The organism is Epilithonimonas arachidiradicis (assembly GCF_003610695.1).
Classification (GTDB): Bacteria; Bacteroidota; Bacteroidia; order Flavobacteriales; family Weeksellaceae; genus Epilithonimonas; species Epilithonimonas arachidiradicis.
On the sequence record NZ_RAQH01000012.1, the window covers coordinates 87,059 to 108,009 of the forward strand.

Annotated in this window: 21 protein-coding genes; 6 read left to right on the forward strand and 15 right to left on the reverse strand. The window is 36.7% G+C overall.

What is annotated here, in order from left to right; all coding sequences use genetic code 11:
• Positions 1-23 precede the first annotated feature (23 nt).
• The 6 genes from BXY58_RS17105 to tamL form a co-directional block, all read right to left on the reverse strand.
• Positions 24-191 (reverse strand): hypothetical protein, encoded by a 168-nt coding sequence (locus BXY58_RS17105; RefSeq protein ID WP_229728433.1) that lies wholly within the window; start codon positions 189-191, stop codon positions 24-26.
• The gene (locus BXY58_RS17110; RefSeq protein WP_229728434.1) at positions 191-481 is read right to left on the reverse strand and encodes a hypothetical protein; all 291 of its coding nucleotides are present in this window, start codon (positions 479-481) and stop codon (positions 191-193) included. Before BXY58_RS17110 ends, BXY58_RS17105 begins: the two co-directional genes overlap by 1 nt.
• A 77-nt stretch (positions 482-558) precedes the next feature.
• A complete protein-coding gene (odhB, locus tag BXY58_RS16250; protein ID WP_120214926.1) occupies positions 559-1,797 on the reverse strand; it encodes a 2-oxoglutarate dehydrogenase complex dihydrolipoyllysine-residue succinyltransferase in 1,239 nt (412 codons plus the stop codon).
• Positions 1,798-1,862: 65 nt separating this feature from the next.
• A complete protein-coding gene (locus tag BXY58_RS16255; RefSeq protein ID WP_120214927.1) occupies positions 1,863-4,670 on the reverse strand; it encodes a 2-oxoglutarate dehydrogenase E1 component in 2,808 nt (935 codons plus the stop codon).
• A 126-nt stretch (positions 4,671-4,796) separates the two neighbouring features.
• Entirely contained in the window at positions 4,797-5,768 is a 972-nt protein-coding gene (locus BXY58_RS16260; protein WP_229728435.1) for an SRPBCC family protein, read from the reverse strand.
• Positions 5,769-5,842: 74 nt separating this feature from the next.
• Complete coding sequence (gene tamL / locus BXY58_RS16265) at positions 5,843-8,425, reverse strand: translocation and assembly module lipoprotein TamL (RefSeq protein ID WP_120214929.1); 2,583 nt, start codon at positions 8,423-8,425, stop codon at positions 5,843-5,845.
• Between tamL and BXY58_RS16270 the strand changes: the two genes are divergently transcribed.
• Positions 8,411-9,139 (forward strand): TrmH family RNA methyltransferase, encoded by a 729-nt coding sequence (locus BXY58_RS16270; protein WP_120214952.1) that lies wholly within the window; start codon positions 8,411-8,413, stop codon positions 9,137-9,139. The genes tamL and BXY58_RS16270 overlap by 15 nt on opposite strands.
• 31 nt (positions 9,140-9,170) lie before the next feature.
• Here the strand turns inward: BXY58_RS16270 and BXY58_RS16275 are convergent, their stop codons facing one another.
• The 5 genes from BXY58_RS16275 to porQ all read right to left on the reverse strand — a co-directional run bounded on the left by BXY58_RS16275 (position 9,171) and on the right by porQ (position 12,295).
• Positions 9,171-9,665 (reverse strand): phosphoribosyl-ATP pyrophosphatase, encoded by a 495-nt coding sequence (locus BXY58_RS16275; protein ID WP_120214930.1) that lies wholly within the window; start codon positions 9,663-9,665, stop codon positions 9,171-9,173.
• Positions 9,666-9,668: 3 nt separating this feature from the next.
• A complete protein-coding gene (locus BXY58_RS16280; RefSeq protein ID WP_120214931.1) occupies positions 9,669-9,977 on the reverse strand; it encodes a hypothetical protein in 309 nt (102 codons plus the stop codon).
• Between the two features lie 90 nt (positions 9,978-10,067).
• Entirely contained in the window at positions 10,068-10,445 is a 378-nt protein-coding gene (locus BXY58_RS16285) for a YtxH domain-containing protein (protein ID WP_120214932.1), read from the reverse strand.
• Between the two features lie 94 nt (positions 10,446-10,539).
• Positions 10,540-11,217 carry a (d)CMP kinase gene (gene cmk / locus BXY58_RS16290; RefSeq protein ID WP_120214933.1) on the reverse strand — a complete coding sequence of 226 codons (678 nt, stop codon included), beginning with the start codon at positions 11,215-11,217 and terminating at the stop codon, positions 10,540-10,542.
• A gap of 79 nt (positions 11,218-11,296) precedes the next feature.
• Positions 11,297-12,295 carry a type IX secretion system protein PorQ gene (porQ, locus tag BXY58_RS16295; protein ID WP_262891352.1) on the reverse strand — a complete coding sequence of 333 codons (999 nt, stop codon included), beginning with the start codon at positions 12,293-12,295 and terminating at the stop codon, positions 11,297-11,299.
• 137 nt (positions 12,296-12,432) lie between these two features.
• Here porQ and pyrH point away from each other — a divergent pair, with 137 nt between their 5' ends.
• Entirely contained in the window at positions 12,433-13,140 is a 708-nt protein-coding gene (pyrH, locus tag BXY58_RS16300) for a UMP kinase (RefSeq protein ID WP_120214935.1), read from the forward strand.
• A gap of 100 nt (positions 13,141-13,240) precedes the next feature.
• Positions 13,241-13,795, forward strand: a complete 555-nt coding sequence (gene frr / locus BXY58_RS16305; protein WP_120214936.1) for a ribosome recycling factor — start codon at positions 13,241-13,243, stop codon at positions 13,793-13,795.
• A 56-nt stretch (positions 13,796-13,851) separates the two neighbouring features.
• On the opposite strand, the gene BXY58_RS16310 is transcribed toward frr, so the two are convergent.
• The 3 genes from BXY58_RS16310 to BXY58_RS16320 all read right to left on the reverse strand — a co-directional run bounded on the left by BXY58_RS16310 (position 13,852) and on the right by BXY58_RS16320 (position 17,300).
• Entirely contained in the window at positions 13,852-16,398 is a 2,547-nt protein-coding gene (locus BXY58_RS16310; protein ID WP_120214937.1) for a phosphoenolpyruvate carboxylase, read from the reverse strand.
• Positions 16,399-16,468: 70 nt separating this feature from the next.
• Positions 16,469-16,909 (reverse strand): HRDC domain-containing protein, encoded by a 441-nt coding sequence (locus BXY58_RS16315; protein ID WP_120214938.1) that lies wholly within the window; start codon positions 16,907-16,909, stop codon positions 16,469-16,471.
• Positions 16,910-16,967: 58 nt separating this feature from the next.
• A complete protein-coding gene (locus BXY58_RS16320) occupies positions 16,968-17,300 on the reverse strand; it encodes a single-stranded DNA-binding protein (RefSeq protein WP_120214939.1) in 333 nt (110 codons plus the stop codon).
• A gap of 186 nt (positions 17,301-17,486) precedes the next feature.
• Here BXY58_RS16320 and BXY58_RS16325 point away from each other — a divergent pair, with 186 nt between their 5' ends.
• The 3 genes from BXY58_RS16325 to BXY58_RS16335 are packed head-to-tail and all read left to right on the forward strand — an operon-like array spanning position 17,487 to position 19,493.
• On the forward strand, positions 17,487-18,017 hold the full coding sequence (locus BXY58_RS16325; protein ID WP_120214940.1) for a hypothetical protein: 531 nt from the start codon (positions 17,487-17,489) through the stop codon (positions 18,015-18,017).
• Positions 18,018-18,048: 31 nt separating this feature from the next.
• On the forward strand, positions 18,049-18,402 hold the full coding sequence (locus BXY58_RS16330; RefSeq protein ID WP_120214941.1) for a DUF2116 family Zn-ribbon domain-containing protein: 354 nt from the start codon (positions 18,049-18,051) through the stop codon (positions 18,400-18,402).
• Between the two features lie 5 nt (positions 18,403-18,407).
• A complete protein-coding gene (locus tag BXY58_RS16335) occupies positions 18,408-19,493 on the forward strand; it encodes an MBL fold metallo-hydrolase (RefSeq protein WP_120214953.1) in 1,086 nt (361 codons plus the stop codon).
• 57 nt (positions 19,494-19,550) lie between these two features.
• On the opposite strand, the gene BXY58_RS16340 is transcribed toward BXY58_RS16335, so the two are convergent.
• Positions 19,551-20,927, reverse strand: a complete 1,377-nt coding sequence (locus BXY58_RS16340; protein ID WP_120214942.1) for a peptidylprolyl isomerase — start codon at positions 20,925-20,927, stop codon at positions 19,551-19,553.
• Positions 20,928-20,951 lie beyond the last annotated feature (24 nt).

The following is a 20,951-nucleotide window of genomic DNA, read 5'->3' on the forward strand; positions in this document are numbered from 1 at the left end:
AAACTTAGCAAAGAATATAAGGATTATTCATCTTCATCTAAAAAATCAAGTTCGTCATCACTCTGGATATGATCGGGGGAAATTCCTGGCGGCTTGAACAATCCCCAATTGTCAACGATATAATGTTTTGGATTAAAGCCGGAAATCCAATCGATGAATAGAAGTCTGAATTCTTCAACTAAGTTTCTCACTAAATTATAATACTTAGAATCAGAAAACCTAAATGCTCCAAAGTATTCCCTCCAACAAAAATATCTCTTGCTGCTTTTCTGATAATTGTTGCATTCTCCATTTTAATATCATAAAGCTTCACAGCTTCAGCACCGCAAATTTTAGCCTGAATTAGCATAATATCTCCAAGTAAATTTCCTTTAATACTTTGCAAATAGTCATTATCTTCTGGAAACAAGCTTGTAATAGTTTCAAGGACATTAAAAATTTCTTGAGATTTTTTATAAATCGGTAATTCAAAGCATTCCATCAAAAATTAAATTTTGAAATTAAATATAACAAAAAAGAGAGCAAATTGCTCTCTTTAAATATCTTGATTGTAATTTCTTACAATTCCAAAGCTTTTCTCTCGTCGCCATCCATTAAGAATTCTACCGGATTGTCGATCGCTTCTTTCACCGCAACCAAGAAACCTACGGATTCTTTACCATCAATGATTCTGTGATCATAAGATAAAGCTACATACATCATTGGTCTGATCACCACTTGTCCATCAACCGCAACTGGTCTTTGGATGATATTGTGCATTCCAAGGATTGCAGATTGTGGTGGGTTGATAATCGGTGTTGACATCATAGAGCCAAACGTTCCACCATTAGTAATCGTGAACGTTCCACCCGTCATTTCGTCAACCGTAATTTTGCCATCTCTTACTTTTCCAGCAAGATCTTTGATATTCGCTTCAACGCCTCTCAATGTCATATTTTCAGCATTTCTAAGAACAGGAACCATTAAACCTTTTGGCCCGGAAACTGCGATAGAAATATCTGCAAAGTCATAATTGATTTTGAAATCGCCGTCGATAGAGGCATTCACGTCTGGATAAAGTTTCAATGCTCTTGTCACAGCTTTTGTAAAGAAAGACATAAATCCAAGTCCAATCCCGTGTTTTGCAGCGAATTCTTCTTTATATTGTTTTCTGATTCTGAAGATTTCTGACATATCAACCTCGTTGAAAGTCGTCAACATCGCAGTTTCATTTTTGACAGAAACCAATCTTGCTGCAATTTTTCTTCTAAGAACTGAAAGTTTTGTAGTGGTCTGAGCTCTGTTTCCGCCAGCCGGAGCACTTCCCATTGCAGGAACAGAAGCCGTTACCGCATCATCTTTGGTAATTCTGCCATCTCTACCAGAACCTGTTACCTGAGATGCACTGATTCCTTTCTCGTCAAGGATTTTTTTAGCAGCAGGTGAAGGTGTTTGAGAAGCATAAGTTTCAGTTTTAGCAGCTTCTGCTTTTACTGGAGCTGGCTCTTCTTTTTTAACTTCTGCTTTTGGTTCTTCTTTCGGTGTTTCAGCTGGAGCAGCACTTCCTGCTGGTTTTGCAGCATCCATATCAATAAGACAAACCACTTGTCCAACTTGTACTACTTCTCCTTCTTCAGCTTTCAAAGTAATAATTCCGCTTTGTTCAGCAGGAAGTTCCAAAGTTGCCTTATCAGAATCTACTTCCGCAATTGGCTGGTCTTTTTCTACGTAATCACCGTCTTGTACTAGCCACGTTGCAATTTCTACTTCTGTGATAGATTCTCCCGGTGAAGGAACTTTCATTTCTAATATTGACATACTAATATTGTTTTTAATTTCAGAACAATCCGAAGATTGCTATTCTTTATAGTTTATTAATTTTATTACGCTGTTACTGGCCTTTTTGCAGGTTCGTCATTAGTCTGGAAAACATCATTAATGATTTTGGTCTGATTTTTCTCAAACATCTTGTGGCTTCCCGGCGCAGGTGTTCCGCTGGCAACAGGAGAAATCACCTGAATTCCTGTATCTCTGAAGTTTCTGAGGATATAACTCCAAGCCCCCATATTTTCCGGTTCTTCCTGAGCCCAGATTAGAGCTTTTCTGTTTTTATATTTTTCGAAGATAGCATTCAGATTATCCATTGCTAACGGATAAATTTGTTCCAATCTTACCAAAGCTACTTTATCATCGTTAAGCTCTTCTTTCTTAGCCAATAAATCATAATATAATTTACCAGTACAAAGTACCAATCTTTCCACTTTTGTAGGGTCAGCAGTTGGGTCGTCTAAAATTGGCTGGAAACTTCCGTTAGCTAAATCTTCCAAAGGAGAAACCACTTTCGGATGTCTCAACAATGATTTTGGCGTCATAATAACCAATGGTTTTCTGAAGTTGAATTTCATCTGTCTTCTCAACAGGTGGAAATAGTTAGCCGGCGATGTGATATTAGCCACAATCATATTATCATTGGCACAAAGTGTCAGGAATCTTTCCAATCTTGCAGAAGAGTGCTCTGCGCCCTGACCCTCGGAACCGTGTGGCAACATCATTACCAAACCGTTCTGGATTTTCCATTTTTCTTCAGCTGCTACCAAATATTGGTCAACGATAATCTGAGCACCGTTGGTAAAATCTCCGAACTGAGCTTCCCAAATGGTTAAAGTTCTCGGCGCTGCCATAGCATAACCGTAATCAAAGCCTAAAACACCATATTCTGACAGATGCGAGTTGTAAACATCAAATCGTTGCTCGTTAACATGACGAAGTGGGATATATTCCTCCTCCGTATCTTCGGTTTTCACGACAGCGTGACGGTGAGAAAATGTTCCTCTTTCTACATCTTCCCCAGAGATTCTCACGTTGTATTTTTCGGTAAGAAGCGTTGCGTAAGCCAGCAACTCTCCCATTGACCAATCCAATGAATTGTTCTCTACCATCTTGATACGGTTTTCGAAAAGACGCGTAATCTTGTTGATGAATTTTTTATCGCCTGGCAATGTGGAAATCTTGATTGCTAATTCCTTCAGTTTTTCCAAATCGTAAGACGTGTCTACTTCTGATTTTACAATGCAGTTTTTACCTCCGATTGGGAAATCTGTCCAGTCGTCCTGCATAAAAACGTCCATCGTATTTCTTTCGATTTCTTTGGACGCATCAAAGTTTTCATCAAGCAAAGCTTTGAATTCCTGCTCCATTTTTTTCAAAACTTCGTCAGAAACAACATTTTCCTTAATTAAAAGTTCCTTATAGATTTCTCTCGGATTCTGATGTTTTGAAATTAATTTATAAAGATTAGGCTGCGTAAATCTTGGCTCATCCCCTTCGTTATGACCATATTTTCTGTAACCCAAAAGGTCTATGTAAACATCTTTACCAAACTTAGCACGGAAATCTGCCGCAAATCTAATGGCGTGAACAACAGCCTCTACGTCATCAGCATTGATGTGCATCACCGGCGAATCCGTCACTTTAGCGATATCCGTACAGTAAACAGAGGATCTTGCGTCAAGATAGTTAGTTGTGAAAGAAACCTGATTATTTACAACAATGTGAACTGTTCCGCCCGTTCTGTAACCTTCCAGATTCATCATCTGAGCGATTTCGTAGACGATGCCTTGTCCTGCGATCGCACCATCACCGTGAATCACGATTGGTAAAACTTTGGAATAATCGTTTTGGTAAGTGTTGTCCACTTTGGCTCTACAAATACCTTCTACAAGCGCAGCAACAGTCTCAAGGTGAGACGGATTCGGAGTAAGGTTGATTCTTACTTCTTCTCCGTTGGCTGTTGTGATTTTCTTAGAAGACCCTAAGTGGTATTTAACATCACCAGAGAACACATCTTCCTCGAATTCTTTTCCTTCGAATTCTGAGAAAATCTGCTTGTATGATTTTTGAAAAATATTAGTCAAAACATTCAGACGACCTCTGTGAGCCATCCCAAGAACAACCTCATCAACGCCTAACTGGGAAGAACGCGTAATCAATTGGTCAAGCGCAGGAATCAAAGATTCGCCACCTTCCAGAGAGAAACGTTTTTGACCTACGAATTTTGTATGCAAATAATTTTCAAACGCCACCGCTTGGTTTAGTTTAAAAAGAATTTCAGTTTTTTCTTCAGCAGAAAGTTTTGGATGGTTTTCGTTAACATTCACCCATTCCATAATCCACTTCTTCTCCTCTACATTCTGGATGTGCATATATTCCACGCCGATAGAATCACAATAGGTATTCTGAAGGTGTGTAATGATCTCCTGCAAAGTTGCGGGACCTGGCATCCCAGTCTGTGTTGCGGAATTGAATTTTTTATTCAGATCCTCTTTGGAAAGACCAAAGTTCTCGATCTCCAAAGTCGGGAAATAATGTCTTCTTTCTCTTACCGGATTGGTTTTTGTGAAAAGGTGACCTCTTGAGCGGTAAGCCTCAATCAGATTCACCACCTTGAATTCTTTTGTGATATCTTCAGAAACAGCATTGTTGCTTACTGCCTGCTGAGCGTATTGAACAGGATCTGATGCAGAAACCGGAGCATCTGCATCCTCATCACCGTAGTTTTCCAATGCAAAGTCGAATCCCTGGAAAAATGCTTTCCAGGAAGGTTCCAGCGCATCGGGATATTTTTTGTACTGCTCGTACATATCGTCGATTAGCTGAGCATGTACGGCATTTAGAAATGAAAATTTATCCATTATTACAGATTATCTGTTAAAATTTTAATTTTAAATAATTGCCAACAAATTTACTAAATTTTTGTGGACTTACGGTTAATGTAACGATTTATTCCAGTAAATATACATGATATTTATCAGATTAATTTATCGATAAACCGGCAGGGATAATTTCAGTTTTACATCTTGATTTTCCGTTGGTTCCTCCAGAAATTCTTCCAGAAGCTGTCCGTTTCTCAAAGTATCTTTTTTCGCTTTTTTGAGAAGCTCCTGTATATTTTTCACCCGGTTGTTATAATTCCCCTGATAATAGATGTAATAGACCTTAGAAGCATTAAGCGTTTGGAAACTGAAGTTATTATCACTTACAGAGATCCTTTTGGACAATGGAACTCCATAGAAATAAGAGATTTCTTTATCCTTGAGATTAGAAGGATTGGTAATCAACACCGGCATACCAAATTCATCTTCTTTTTTACCAAGATCAGACTTGACATAATTGATTACTTTACCGTGATTCATCAGGACGTTTTTGTACAGAATATCCTTGGTATTGCGCGTACTGACATTAACTCCAAGAAGCAGTTCGCCATCCCTGTTTTCCACCATAATACTATCATATTTGATTGATGCCAGCTTTTGATCTCTATCTACCTTATTGCCTAATAACAGATAAAGATTTTTCATACTCTTATCGATGCTATTGACAAAAAAATCTTCTGCCACCAAGTTAAGAGAACGCTCCAGGTAACTTCTTTTTGGTGTATGAATATTCCAGAACATTTTTGTCCTATTACCGGCAGCTGTAAATTTGACATCGATCAAATAAGGGTTATCACTGTCTCCTTCAAACAATTGATAGCGTAGCGTACGATTAACATTGGAATATCTGATAAAAAGATCACCAAATTCTTCGTGACTTTTATCCGAAAATTTCATTGCACTTCCAATGCCTTCATAAGGTGTAAAAAAAGAATAGCTCAAGTCTTCTTTTTCTCTAAAATAATCATTCCAAGCAGCAAAATTCTGAAGATTGTTAAACTGAGGAAAAACTTTATCTACAGGATAATCGATTTCTGATTGGTGGGTGAAGCTTTTACTATCATCCACAAAATTCATGGACACAGAATAGATCCCGAATAGACAAATTATTATAATTAAAAGAAATTTTAGCCAGCGCATTATAAGTAAGATTAGAAAGGATAACCGATTGCAAAATTAACAGTAGGTTGCAGCGGTTTGATTTTATCAACAACCCAGCGGTCACCTGACGGACGGTTCGGATCATACATTTTGTAAGCAAAATCCAGTCTGGCAGTAACATAGGCAATATTAATCCTCAATCCAAAACCACTACCGACGCCCATCTGACTGATAAACTTTTTGAATTTGAACTGGTCTCCAAAGCCAGTATCCTTCAGTCCCCAGATATTTCCGGCATCTGTAAAAATCGCCGTTTCGAACATATCGGTTAGTGGAAGACGGTATTCTAAACTGGTGGTTAGTTTTATATTATCCATAGCGTAAGAACGGACACGCTCATCCAGCTGTGAATCTGCAGGACCAAGACCACCAAAAGCAACCCAAGCCCTTATATCATAAGCACCACCATTGAAATAAGATCTTACAAATGGCATCGATGATGAATTGCCATAAGGAATTCCGATCCCGAAAAATTGACGGAAGGCCAGAGTGTGCGGTTTAACACGGTCATTAAAAAAGGTAAAATATTTTTTGAAATCAAAATCAAACTTGATAAACTGCGAGAACGGAATTTTGAAAATCGTTTTTGAATTACCGGAAACAACACCATCCTCCTGTTCGTTTTTCGTAAAAAGATTAAGCGCATTACCAGCTAGTTCTACTTTTCCACTGAAATATATTGGGTTTTTATAGTCTTTTTTTCCAATCTCGTTGTAAGTAAAATTATAGATCACAGAAGAGATGATGACATCCTGTGTCTGACGGTCTTTGTTAATTAATGACTGTCTGAAGGCATTGATAACATCTTGATTCTCTGCTGGAATGGATGCCAAAAACGCCTGATCATTAATAATCATTTTAGAAATCTGATCGTAGGAATAATTATCTGTATTCACATCCGGATGAACATCCCTGTACCAATCAAACACGGCCATTCTAATCAAATCTTCTGCCGGGAAATACTCGTAATAACGGTCTTTGTTTTGGGTTAAGCTCAGTTGTGTATTGAACAAAGTCAATCTATGCTGAACGCGACCGTCGTCAACATTGGCAAAATAATTAAGCCCCGCATTGAAGTTGATCCTTCCTAAACCGATATTATTTTGAACCGAAGCCCCCAAGTTGATGCTGGTTGTTGGCGAATATTTTTTTGGAATCACTTTATAGTATCTTCTGAAAGGCACTAATAATCTCGGAAAAAGAAGTGAAGCCTGCGCCGACAATTCGTAAGCATTAAAGAATGCGTCAGGGTTTTTAGGATCCTTGGTTGTCCCGATCACACCAGAGAAACTTGTCACAAGGTTTTCTGCACCGCCAAAAACATTTCGCGTTGTAAGATCTACCGATGGCGAGAAGCCGAAATTCAGAATCTGAGAATAATGAATATCCGTAGCAATATTAAATTCATATTTTGGCAAAGGTCTAAGGACGTATTCGACATCAATAATACTGTCCGATCCTTTTCTGAATTCATCAGAAGCTTTAAGAATCGTGAAATTATTCATCGAGATCAGGTTTCTTCTCGTCAGATCCAGATTAGATTGCTTGTATTGGTCGCCAGGTCTCAAGATGATCGGCAACCATAAAGAATTGGGCTTATAAGCACTGTCTTTTCTCAGAATATTAATCCCCCGTAGCGAATCTTTCAAGGGCAGTTTATTGACATCATTCAGTCTGTTAGCCACAGAAACCGTCACTTTCCCAATCGTTGATTTTCTGTAAGGTGTATCCAAAGAGTCTCTGTGGATGCTCATCACGACAGGAACATTTTTTCTTCCCCGTAAAGAATCTGCAACAAAATAGATATCCTGATTATCATTATTGAATTTATAATAACCTTCCTCACGCATCAGTTCATTGATCCGATTGATTTCCTTTTCCAAAACTGTTTCGTCAAGAATCTGGCCTTTTCTCACGATACTTTTATTTAAATTGAATTCATACAAACTTCTGATATTAGGATCAGGAATATTGTAGTAATATTCTTTGATATAAGTGGGATCTTTGTGCGTGATGATATAATTGACTTCCGCTTTTTTAGCCGCTGAATCCCTTTTGACATCGGTCTTAACTTCGGAATCCCAATAACCACGATTTATCAATCTGTTGTTGATACTTTTGGCACTCTGTTTTGTCTTGGCATCACTATAGATGACAGGCGCTTGTCCAACGGTATGAAAAAAACGGTTCCAAAAAAGATTTTTCCCTACATACTCCGGATGATTGTATTTCACGAAAAGCGAATCTCTCAGCTTCTGATTTCTCATCTCGCTGGGATAAGTCATATATTCTTTCAGAATCGTATCGTACTTTGGGTTTGCCATATTGTAAAAAGCCAATCCAAGTGGTAAAACAAAAAGTGTATTTTTATTCGGTTTTTGAGCTACAAGATCAGGAATCTCGTCAGAAAATATTTTACCGTCCGTATACTGAAAGTTATTTTTTGTCAAAAGATATTCTCCGTCAGGAACTTTTTTTGTCACATTACAGGCATACAAAAAAACACTGAAAATTGCGGAATAATAAAATATATGATACTTTTGAAAATATTTGTTGATATGCTTACGGCTCATACTATAAAGATAATACAGTCTCTGGACAAAAAGAAATACAGGCAAAAATACAATTTGTTTTTAGTTGAAGGTAATAAAATCATAAAAGAACTCCCAAATTCTGATTATGAAATTACGGAACTCTATTCTATTGATCCTGATAAACTCAATATCAAAACGGAAAAGACTGATAGAATCTTGCCCAACGAGCTCAAAAAAATCAGTTTTTTGCAGAATCCAAAAGACTCTGTTGCGGTCTGTAAAATCCCCGAAAATAATATAATCAAGGATACTAACATCCAGATTGTTTTGGATGGAATCCAAGATCCGGGAAATCTTGGAACCATTATCCGGTTAGCGGACTGGTTTGGGATAGAACAGATTATTTGCAGCAACGATACGGTTGATATTTATAATCCGAAAGTAATTCAGGCAACAATGGGATCTTTCTTGAGAGTCAATGTATGTTATGTTGATCTGGATAATTATCTCTCAACTTATCAGCATCCAATTTTGGGAACTGATATGGACGGTGAGAATATCTATAAAACCGATTTTCCGGAAAAATTTTCTTTAGTCTTCGGGAATGAAGGCAACGGTTTAAGAGATTCTACAGAAAAATTAATTTCAAAAATGATTACCATTCCAAGATTTGGACAAAATCAATCCACAGAAAGCCTGAATGTATCAATGTCTGCAGGAATCATTCTCGGCGAGATTTTTTCCAAGAAATAAATTTGCCTCTCCATCATTGGAAAGGCAATTTCTAAATCAGTTTTTCTAAACTTTTAGTGGTTTTATTTCTCTGATATTCATCCAATTTTTTATGGAGAAATCTCAGGGCATAAGGTGCTACATAGACTAGACCTAGTCCTATCAATTTTCTTTTCCAATTTTTATTCATCACGCTTTTTTTTGCAAAATTTCCTACCATTGCTACAACGCCCATTTTGATTGCGTTTTCTAGCAAGCCAGATTGTAAACTGTCATTAGCTAATCCAAGCATATTTTTTTTAGAAGCCGATTCTTTGAGTCCAGAAGATATTTCTCTCATAATATTTTGTGTATCTAATGAAAGAGAAGTATCTCCGTCCTCGTCTCTCGTTTCTTTCAGATACTTGTCCGTGAAACCGTGTGTCAAAACACCAAGACTTTCTTTTTTACTTTTGAATGTCAGAATATCCTCCAGTTCACCAATCTCCTGCTTCAGGAGTTTTTTTTGACTTCTAAGTTCATTAATATTATTGTAGTTAGTCGCCATAGGTTAATGTTTTAAAAATTCGATTACTTGATTTGCGATAGAGTTTACAATTTTTTTCTTCAGAAAGATCACAATAATCATCAAAAGAAAATAAAATCCGGCAACAATTAAAAATCCATAAGACATATTTCCTAAAGATTCCCCAATCAGAAAAGCGATTCCGAAGTTGAAAAGAATAATAAAAAACGAAAATGCAATGAGTACAATAGAGATAAACGCTATGATGCCGGCAGATAAAGAAGACTTCTCTGTAAACTGCAGCTTCAGAAGATCCAGGCGCTTCGTCGTATAATCTTTTATAATATCTATCATAAGAATCTTATTAAAAATAAAATTACACAATAATTTACAAAAAAAGGAACTTAGAAACTAAGTTCCTTTCTGTAAAACTAAATTTAGAGATTACTTCAAACCATCTAACTCAGTTTCTACATCTTTTACGACATCAGATGTCTTGGAAACAATCTGGTCTTTGTATTTATCATAACTATCTTTTACAGTTGCTGCAACATTTTGTGCCGTTTCTTTGAACTGGGAAGATAATGATTGATATTTGTCTTTCACATTAGAAGAGACTTCTGAATATGTATCTCTCACTTTTTCCGACGTTTTGCTGTATTCATCAACCGCTTTATCTTTAAGATCGTTAGCCTTGTTTCTGATTTTTTTTCTGGTTTCTTTACCTTCTTCCGGTGCATAAAGCAATCCTAAAACCACACCTGTAGCAGCTCCTGCTAACAATGCAGCTAATATTGCTGCAGAATTCGACTTCTTTGACATTGTTTATAATTTTTAAGTTATTTAAAAAAGGGTTATTGTAGTTTTAAATTTACAACTAAAATGCCAAAAGAAAAAGAAAGGTCTTAAAATTTTGTTAAAACTTTTTGATATAGGACAAAATCAGCGCTATTGTTTCTTCTTTATTGATATTGGTATTATCAATCAAAATAGCATCATCTGCCTGTTTCAAAGGAGAAATTTCTCTTTCACTATCAATCTTGTCACGCAAGATTAAGTTTTGTTTTACCGTTTCGATATCTGTTTTTTCTCCTGCCAGCTCTAACTCCAGGAAACGTCTTCTGGCACGCTCATCCTGACTTGCTGTCATAAAAAATTTATAATCCGCCTCAGGAAGCACCACTGTTCCAATATCTCTGCCATCCATTATGACACCACCCTTTTTAGCGATGTCCCGCTGTGTTGTTAAAAGGTAATTACGGACTTCTGCCTCTTTAGCAACTTGGCTTACATTATCAGAAACCTGAGGAAAACGGATTTCTTTATCAATGTTTTTCCCATTGAGAAATAGCTGGAGTTCACCATCGATGTTTTGAAATTCCAGATTGATTTTCGGAAGTTCTGAAATCAATTTCTCAATATCAATTGTTTTATCCAAATTAACACAATTCTGAATAGCATAATAAGTTATGCCTCTGTAAAGCGCTCCTGTATCCATATGGATAAGTCCCAGTTTTTTTGCGATGATTTTAGAAATCGAGCTTTTTCCTGTGGATGAAAATCCGTCAATAGCGATTACCGGTTTTTTTGTCATAGCGCAAAATTAGAAAATTTTAAAATTTTGACATTGAGAAATATTAAAAAATACTCTAATACACTCAAATCCTCAAACTCTATCTCCTATTCCCGCCAAGCTCTATAAGATCCATCGTCAATCCGAGCATATTAACATTGGAAGCATTATGATAACGCATATGAGAATAATCGAATCGGAAAGAAGAAATCTTCAAGCTGAAGCCAGCTGATAATCCAGAAAAACTTCTCTGATCAAGAACCGCCAATTCACCACCCCTCTTCACATTATACCCAAATCTGATATTGAAAGACTGACCCGGAAACAACTCTGCTCCGAAGGATAGGTGATCCAAAACTTTTCTTCCAAACTTGGTTTCCTGCCCGTTGATATCTGTATTCGCAGAAATATCGAATTGCTGCAAATCGTGCGCTGTAATAGTCAAGGCAGCCGGGAATTCGTCCAAAATTTTGGTATAACCGAGATCTACACGGAAAGGCAATCGCTCTCTCACTCCATTGTAAGGCTTGATTTGATAACCAAAATTCCTGAAAACCAATGCCAGAGTCTCATTACTCTTATCAAAATAATAAGTTACACCGGCAGTTGCAGTGACTGCAGAAGATGAGTAGGTGTCGATTTTTGACGTAACATAATTGATATTAGCTCCAATAGTCCAGTCATCCTCAAACTGATAAGCATAGCCTAACCCGACAGAAGCGTCCATTGCAGAAAAGTCACCATTGATAATAGAATTCTCATCAGTTCTTGGCATACTCCCATAATCCATATAACGGGCATTGAAAGAAGCTAAATGTCCGAATCCCAAATCTCTTACATAATTGATACTTCCGATTTTTGTATCCGCAAGATAAGAGGCGTAATTCAAAGAGATCATCTTATCCATCTCCAGATTCATCAGAGCCGGATTGGCTGCCGTAAAATTAACATCATAATCCCGAACAGAAATCGCATCTCCCAAAACAGCCTGCCTCGGAGAGATCGGAATATTGAGAAACTGATAAACCGTGGTTCCCGTTTGAGAAAAAACCACACTGGAAATTATCATTAAAAAGAGACTGTAAAACTTCTTCAACACTATCTTTTGGCTTTGCAAAAATAATCTATTTTGATGCTTATCAAAATTTTTGAACGACTATCTTTTTCATTAACGTAATTCTTTTGCTTTCATTATATTTGCACAGTCAAAAAATTGAAATAAAAAATAATAAATAGATGAAATATAAAAGAATCCTCCTGAAACTTAGTGGAGAAGCACTAATGGGAAACCGCCAATACGGTATTGATAACGACAGGTTGAGAGAATACGCTGTCGAGATCAAAAAAGCTGTAGACAAAGGCTGCGAAATTGCCATTGTGATTGGTGGAGGAAATATTTTCAGAGGATTAGCCGGCGCTGCAAAAGGAATGGACAGAGTTCAGGGCGATTATATGGGAATGCTAGCGACGGTTATCAACGGGATGGCTTTGCAAGGCGCTTTGGAAGATGCAGGAATCATCACCAGATTACAATCTGCTATCGAGATGGACAAAGTCGCTGAACCTTTCATCAAAAGAAAAGCGGTTCGTCATCTTGAGAAAGGAAGAGTCGTAATTTTCGGAGCTGGAACAGGAAATCCATATTTCACAACAGATACTGCAGCAACTTTGAGAGCCATCGAAATTGATGCTGATGTGATCCTGAAAGGAACAAGAGTGGACGGAATCTACGACAGGGATCCTGAAAAAAATGCAGATGCAGTGAAATTCAATAGCTTGTCTTTCGAAGAAGTTTTTGAAAAGAACCTGAAGGTAATGGATATGACAGCCTTCACGCTAAGCCACGAAAACAAATTACCAATCATCGTTTTTGATATGAACAAAGAAGGTAATCTGGAAAAATTAATCGACGGAGAAAATATCGGAACCCTGGTTAACGTTTAATGAGGATTGATTTTTGATATTGATTAGATTTAAAATCATTTATCAATTATAATTAATCATTCACAAAAATATGTGTCAATTATCAAATTTTAAATATACAATGGAAGAATTAGAACTCATTGTAGCATCGGTAAAGCAAGAGATGGATGCTGCAATCAAGCATTTGGATCACGCTTTTCAAAAAATCAGAGCCGGACGTGCTTCTACGTCTATGGTTCAGGATGTGATGGTAGAATATTATGGTGCGATGACACCTATCAATCAGGTGGCGAACGTTTCCGTGCCTGATGCGATGACCATTTCTATCCAGCCTTGGGACAGATCGGCAATCGGACCTATCGAAAAAGCGATTATCAATTCTAACCTTGGTTTCGCACCTTCTAATAATGGTGATGTGATCATCCTTAACGTACCACCTTTAACAGAAGAAAGAAGACGTGAGCTTGCCAAACAAGCCAAAGCGGAAACTGAACAGACCAAAGTGGTTATAAGAAATGCAAGACAGGAAGGTAACAAAGAACTGAAAAGACTGGAAGGTGTTGCAGAAGATCTTATCAAAGGTGTTGAAAAAGACATCCAAGATCTTACTGACGCTTATGTAAAAAAAGCTGATGATCATCTGAAAGTAAAAGAAGCTGAAATCTTGAAAGTTTAATGTACTAGAAGAATATAAAATAAAAAACCGCAACCAAATGATTGCGGTTTTTTATTTTAAGCAGAGTTCCTGCTAGCATTGATATTTCCAAACAGAGAACGCATTACCAGCTTTTCGTAAGTATCTCGGTCGCCTTCATTTTTCTGAAGTTTGATCAACGCATATTGCTGTATACTAAGTAGCGGAAGTACAATCTTTTCACGAATCTTGATAGACTTTCTGTTGATTGGCTCTTCCTGCATCAGAATTTTGTAGTCGGTAAGTTCCAGCATCATCGCTTTAGACAATTCGAATTCTGAGAACAAAACATTCCAGAACTCGCCAAACTTTTCATTATTTCGCATATAATAGGTCAATGGGAAATAAGTTTTATTCATACTCATCATAGAGTTCAGCACCAGCGTTTTGAAAAAGTCCGAACCTTTGTACAGTTCTTTGATTTCATCAAATCTTCCCTGATCTTTCAAAGTTCTCAGCGCAAATCCAAACCCAAAAAAACCGGGAACATTCTGTTTCAGCTGCGACCAGGATCCAACAAACGGAATCGCTCTCAGATCCTCAAACTTCAGTTCGGAACCTGCTCCACGTTTGCTTGGTCGGCTTCCTATATTGGTTCTTCCGTAATATTCCAGTGTACTCATCTCCTGTAGATAAGGCACAAACATTGGATGCGCTTTCAGGTCAGAATATTTTTTATAACTGATATCCGCCAGCTCAGAAATCAGTTGTCTTTCTTTATCATTCAGATCCTTTTTAATGCTTTTGAAAACATCATTTTCGATGCCTGCCGTCAGCAATTGCTCGAAATTAAATTTTGCCTGATCTTTATTTCCAAAAACACTCGTGATGGTTTGTCCTTGTATTGTTAATTCAATTTGATTATTAGCAATCGTGTTACCTTGAGAAGCATAGAAGTCATGTGTTTTACCGCCACCTCTTGCCGGCGGCCCGCCCCTACCATCAAAGAAGACAACCTTCATCCCATTTTCTTCAGAGATTTTAGTTAATTTTTCTTTGGAAGTGTAGATTTGCCAGTTCGCCTTCAGATAACCACCATCTTTGGTTCCGTCGGAGAAACCAAGCATAATAATCTGCTTGTTGTTTCTTTTAGCCAAATGTTTTTTATAAACCTCGTCGCTGTACAAGGTTCTCATTACTTCTTCCGATTTATCAAGACCTTCCATTGTTTCGAATAACGGAACAATATCAATATTGATTTCATCTTCAGAATAACCGCAAAGCTTCATCATCACATAGACATTCATCACATCTTTAACCTCGTCAGAATTTGAAATAATATAACGGTGCATTCCTCGTTCTCCATTATTCTCCTGGATCAACTTGATATTATAAATACTTTTCAGAGTTTCGCAAGTCATTTCATCTTCGAAATCATCAGGATTCAAAACCGCATTAGATTCTAAAAGATAGTTGATCTTTTCATCATTAGATTTTGAATCAACAGCTAATCCCGAAACTTTCACAAAGATATCATCTACCACTTTCTGGTGAACTCTGCTATCCTGACGTATGTCCAATGTGGCAAAATGTGTCCCAAAGATTTTCACACGATCTCTGTAATCATCCAGGACATCTCTAAACAAACCATTATGCTGCTCTAAAAGAATTTTTTCAGCCTCATCCAATTGATCAATGATTTCCTGTGCAGATATTTTAACGTCTTTCTGGAAAATAGATGCATATAATTTCTTACTTAGTTTTTCCAAAACATCAGAAACACCCCGGAAACTCAATCGTCGTCTTACATTTTTCAGATGACCATAATAATCTTTTAGAATCGAAATTCTCAATTCCTCGGCTACTTTCAAAGTGATATCAGCTGTTACGAAAGGATTACCGTCCCGGTCACCACCCGGCCAAAAACCTAACTGGATGATATCCGGACTGGGTGTAAAATTAGACGTTCCATAAACCTGTTTGATCTTTCTGTAAAGCTCGCCAATGCTTTGATAATAAACGTATCTCAGATAATAGATGATACTCATCGCTTCGTCCAATGGCGTTGGTCTTTCTTTGTTAACGAAAGGTGTTTTTCCCAACTGCTGAAGCAAGGTGTCAATCTGCGTTACCGAATCATTGATAATTGCATCTCTCAAATCGTGGATAATTCTCTGTACCGCATTCGGATAAAACTGTGTCGGGTGCGCCGTAAAAACAATTTTGATGGCAAAATCATCCATTTTTTTCCGGATTGCAGCCAAATGATGTTCCTGTGTTGCCCTGTCATAAAGATTCATAACCGTTCCCGAATCGGATTCAGAATGCAGCTGTTGAAATGCTGCATCTTCTATACTGTCAAACAATACGACTTGTCTTTCTATATATTGGATTATTTTAAATAGAAGTTCGGTTTTCTGATCCTCGGTTTCGAGCTCTGTATGTTTCTGGAAAAAATCTTCGACAATCTCTTCGGGCGATTTTCCAAGCTGATAGCCTTCTTTGCTTTCCTCATAGAGAAACGGGAGCAACATCCCGATATTGGTCATTTTATCATACGGCAAACTCATAAAAAGAGAATTGTAGATTTGGAATTTGTTTTCTACAATTTGCCGGAATTTTTCAATTTTCTGATCGTTTAGCATATAACAAATGTAAGAGATAAACTTAGAATCTCAATGTCAGCAAATGTTATTTTATCTTAAATTTTCGATGCTAAGCATTTTCCAAAACTTCAATAATTTCTGCACCAAATCTCCGGATTTTAGACTCTCCCAATCCATTTATTTGTTCTAAGTCTTGCAGATTATATGGTTTAAATTTCGCAATCGACATCAGATGTATGTTATGAAAAATAATATAAGGAGGCTGATTAAGTTCTTTAGACTTTTCATATCTCCACTCTTTTAGTTTATTATAAATAATTTTCTCTTCATCCGAAAGTTCTTCTTCAGAATTGATATTCAATTTATTTGAATTGACTTGCTTAGTCTTTTCTTGATAATTAATAAAGACGGACCAATAATTTATCTCACCCTGGATTAGTTCTGAATTCATATTCAAAATATCATATCTGGACAGAAAATCATTTACTACTGCTTCATCCGAAGCCTGAAACTCATCAGAAATCCTAATTCTAAAGACCTGAACTTTCATAACAATAAATTATTAAAAGACCTTGATTACATTCAGAACATAGTCAAGGTCATTACAATTATTTTGCACCTAAAAGGATAATTTCATCCACTCTTATTTCGGCTATTATTCGTTTTACCCCATCTTTATCATCATACGATCTGTATGTAAGTTTACCTTCGACAGCAATCTCTTTACCTTTCGGAACATATTTTTCAAGCACATCTGCTGCTTTTCCAAATGCGACCAGATTATGCCATTGGGTTTCTTCTACCCTCTCGCCATGAGAATTGGTATAATAATCATTGGTGGCAAGCGTAACCGTTGCTTTTTTGTTACCATTTTCAAAACTGAAAACTTCCACTTCTTTTCCTGTGTGACCAATCAATGTCACTTTGTTTCTTAACGACATAATTATAATATTAAAAAAATTAGACAGTTGAAAACGGGTCGTGTTGTCGTGTTTCCCGATTTCCTTGATGCAAATTTTCAACAAAGATGAAATTGGATTCGGTTAAAAAGTATTTATATCCGTTTGTAATCGTTTGTAAATGGAAATGATTTTATAATTTTAAAGAATACAAATTGTAATAACCAAATGAGATTACCAATAATATTACTGACTCTTAGCTACTTAGTTTTCGGACAAAGCTCAAAAGTTGATTATAAAATCGGGAAAAAAATCCACGGTAATTTTCTAGGTAATGGTAAAAAAGTAACAGCAACCGCCATAAAAACTAAAGAAGCAAATGGAAATCCTGTAGAAGACGGGACGCCGGCAGAATTTGAAATTCGATTTTCTGATTCTCAATTGAAACCAATAAAAGTTGGATGTTGCGAGACAATTCTGATTAATGAAGGCGATCTGAATAATGACGGAACGGATGAAATCTCCACATATCAAGCGCCAATGAATGGCTGCACCTACACAATGACAACCTACTCTTTTATCAAAGAAAACTGGATAAAAATTGTTCAACCGTTTTTGATTCCTACAGGATGTGAAAACCTTACCGAAAAGGATTTACAGAACAGAGTTTTCAAAGAAAATAAAAATGTTTATTTTCTAGCCAATGATATGAGCAATGAAAAAGGAAAGTTGATCAGAAGAAAAGCCGTCTACAGATAATTGAATATTTAAAACAAATAAAAATACACAAATGGAAAATCTAACCTGCCCGGAATGTGGCGATAAAATCGTCGGCAGATCTGATAAGAAATTCTGTTCCGATGCCTGTCGTAATGCTTATAACAACAAGCAAAATAAAACGTCTACCAACTATATGCGGAACATCAATAATAAGCTCCGCAAAAATTACAGGATACTTTCTGAACACAATTTTGAAGGAAAAACAAAAGTTAATCGTCATAAATTACTAAGTGCCGGTTTCGATTTCGATTTTATCACGCAAATCGTAACGTATAAAAACGGCGCTCAATACTTTTTCGTTTATGAGCAAGGTTACAAAATCCTTGATAACGATTGGGTATTATTAGTAAAAAAAAACAACTGAATAATATGACAATTACTTTTTTGATTCTATTGGTGTTGCTTGCACTCTATATTTATAATTTACCTGTTTTTGGAGGAAAGGCCGAAGGAAAAAGATTGGTGAGAATGAAACAATCTCCAAATTATAAAGATGGAACTTTTCAGAATCTGAGTTTTACGCCAGCTCTTGCAGAAGGTTATACAATGCGACAGGTAATGTGGGAATTTTTAACCGACAAAACCGAAAATAAAAAACCAATAAACCCTCTTCCAACCACCAAAATCGATTTGAAAGAGCAATCGATTTCTGACAATTTCTTAGTTTGGATGGGACACTCCACTTACTATTTTCAACTCGATGGAAAACGTTTTTTGGTAGATCCTGTCTTCAGCGGAAACGCTTCTCCAATCCCCGGAACGACTAAGGCTTTTACGGGAACAGACATTTATACCGCAGAAGATTTTTCTGAAATTGATTTTCTGATTATTTCGCACGACCATTATGATCATCTGGATTATAAAACCATTAAAAGTCTGCAATCAAAAATCGATAAAGTGGTTTGTGGCTTAGGCGTTGGCTCTCATTTCGAAAAATGGAAATTCCATGAAGATCAAATCATAGAACTAGATTGGTATGAAGAATCAGAATTAACTAAAGATTTCAAAATCACATCTACGCCAGCGAGACATTTTTCCGGTCGACGATTCAAAAGAAATAATACACTTTGGTCTTCTTATGCTTTGGAAACACCAACGAAAAAAATCTTTATAGGAGGTGACAGCGGTTATGATTTTCATTTTAAAGAAATAGGAGAAAAATTTGGACCTTTTGATTGGGCAATTTTGGAAAACGGGCAGTATAATGAAAAATGGAAATATATCCATACTTTACCAGAAGAGTTTGTGAAAGTTGCAGAAGAATTGAATGCAAAGAATATATTACCCGTTCATTCCGGTAAATTTGCACTTGCTCAACATCCCTGGAATGAGCCTTTGCAAAAAGCCTGTGATAACTGTCAAGGGAAAAATTTTAAAATCTCTACACCAATAATTGGCGAAAAAGTGAATCTGGACGATGATTCTCATATTTTCCCTGAATGGTGGAAGTCTTAATTCAACCAAAAAAGGATGAACAATTGTTCATCCTTTTCTATTTTTTAATTAAGCAAATTAATTAGTAGTAACCACTGTACCTTTTTGCCAGTTGCTATGGAATTTGCAATCCTTATACTTGTTATCAATTGAGATAAAAATTGAAGGAATCTTGGCATTAACCCACTTCTCTACAATTTCGTTTTTCTTTTTATTAAGGGCCATTTCTTTGACTCTTTCATAATCCGTGGACAGATCCAGTTGATGCGCATCAATCACGTCATTCACCTGAACAATGCTGATCATTTTTCTTTTCTGCTGATCTTCCTGTTGGAAAGGTTCTGTAATGTCATTCTTTTTAAGACCTGCAATCTGGTAAGAAATTGTTGGATCCAAACCTAATTTTTCAAGCTTGTCAGAACCATCCTGATTGTTGGTCATGATTCCTGCACTGTACTTGTTACTCTTGTCGTCAGAAAATTTATACGCTGCGTCTTTGAAGGATATTTTCTTTTCCAGAATCAAAGTTCTGATGCTGTCCAGTTCTTTTTTAGCAGCTGTTATTTCTTCTGCATTAGGCGTGCTTTTTATCAGAATATGTCTCGCATCGTATTTTTTACCATTTCTCTTGACTAATTGAATCAAATGATACCCAAACTCAGACTCAACAGGATCAGAAAGGTCGCCTTCCTGTAAATTAAGCGCAGCTGCTTCAAACGGCTTTACCATTTGCCCCATATTGATATTCTTGTAAAGTCCTCCAACAGCAGCAGAACCTTCGTCCTCAGAATAGATTCTGGCTTGGTTTTCAAAACTTTCACCTGCTTTTATATCCTGTTTGATCTTGTTAAGTTTATCAATAATTTCTTTTTTATGAGCAGCAGAAATTTTTGGATAGATACTGATTTTGGAAAGAGTTACCTCATCTTTTACGTTAGGAAGCTGATACTTGAACTGGTTATAAAAATCGGTTACCTCATTAGGTGTAACATCTGCTTTTTCAGTAATTCTCGCATACTTTTGCTGTCCGTAATAATTATCAGAATCAATTTTCTCAATCGCAGTTTTCATCTCGTAAGATGTTCTGAATTTGTAAGCTGCCAACATCGTTTTTTCATCCGGAAATTGACCTAGAATCTGGTTGTATTTGTTACCAGCCATTTCTTTGATTGCCGCAGCTCTATTTTCGATCAAGGTATCCTTTTTTGCTTCGTAGATCAGCAATTTGTTATTAAGGATACTCTCCATAAAATCACATTTATCACCTACATTAGCGCCCTGCTGCTTAGCATAGTTCGCTTGATCCTCTATGTCAGACTCCAGAACAATCTCATCACCAATCACGGCTGCTATCCCATCTATAAGCTGACCTTTTTGTAATTGTGCAGACAATTTTCCACTAGCCAGGAAAACAAAAACTGACAATAAAAAAAGACATTTTGTGTATTTTAACATTATATTTTGATTATTAAGGTGCAA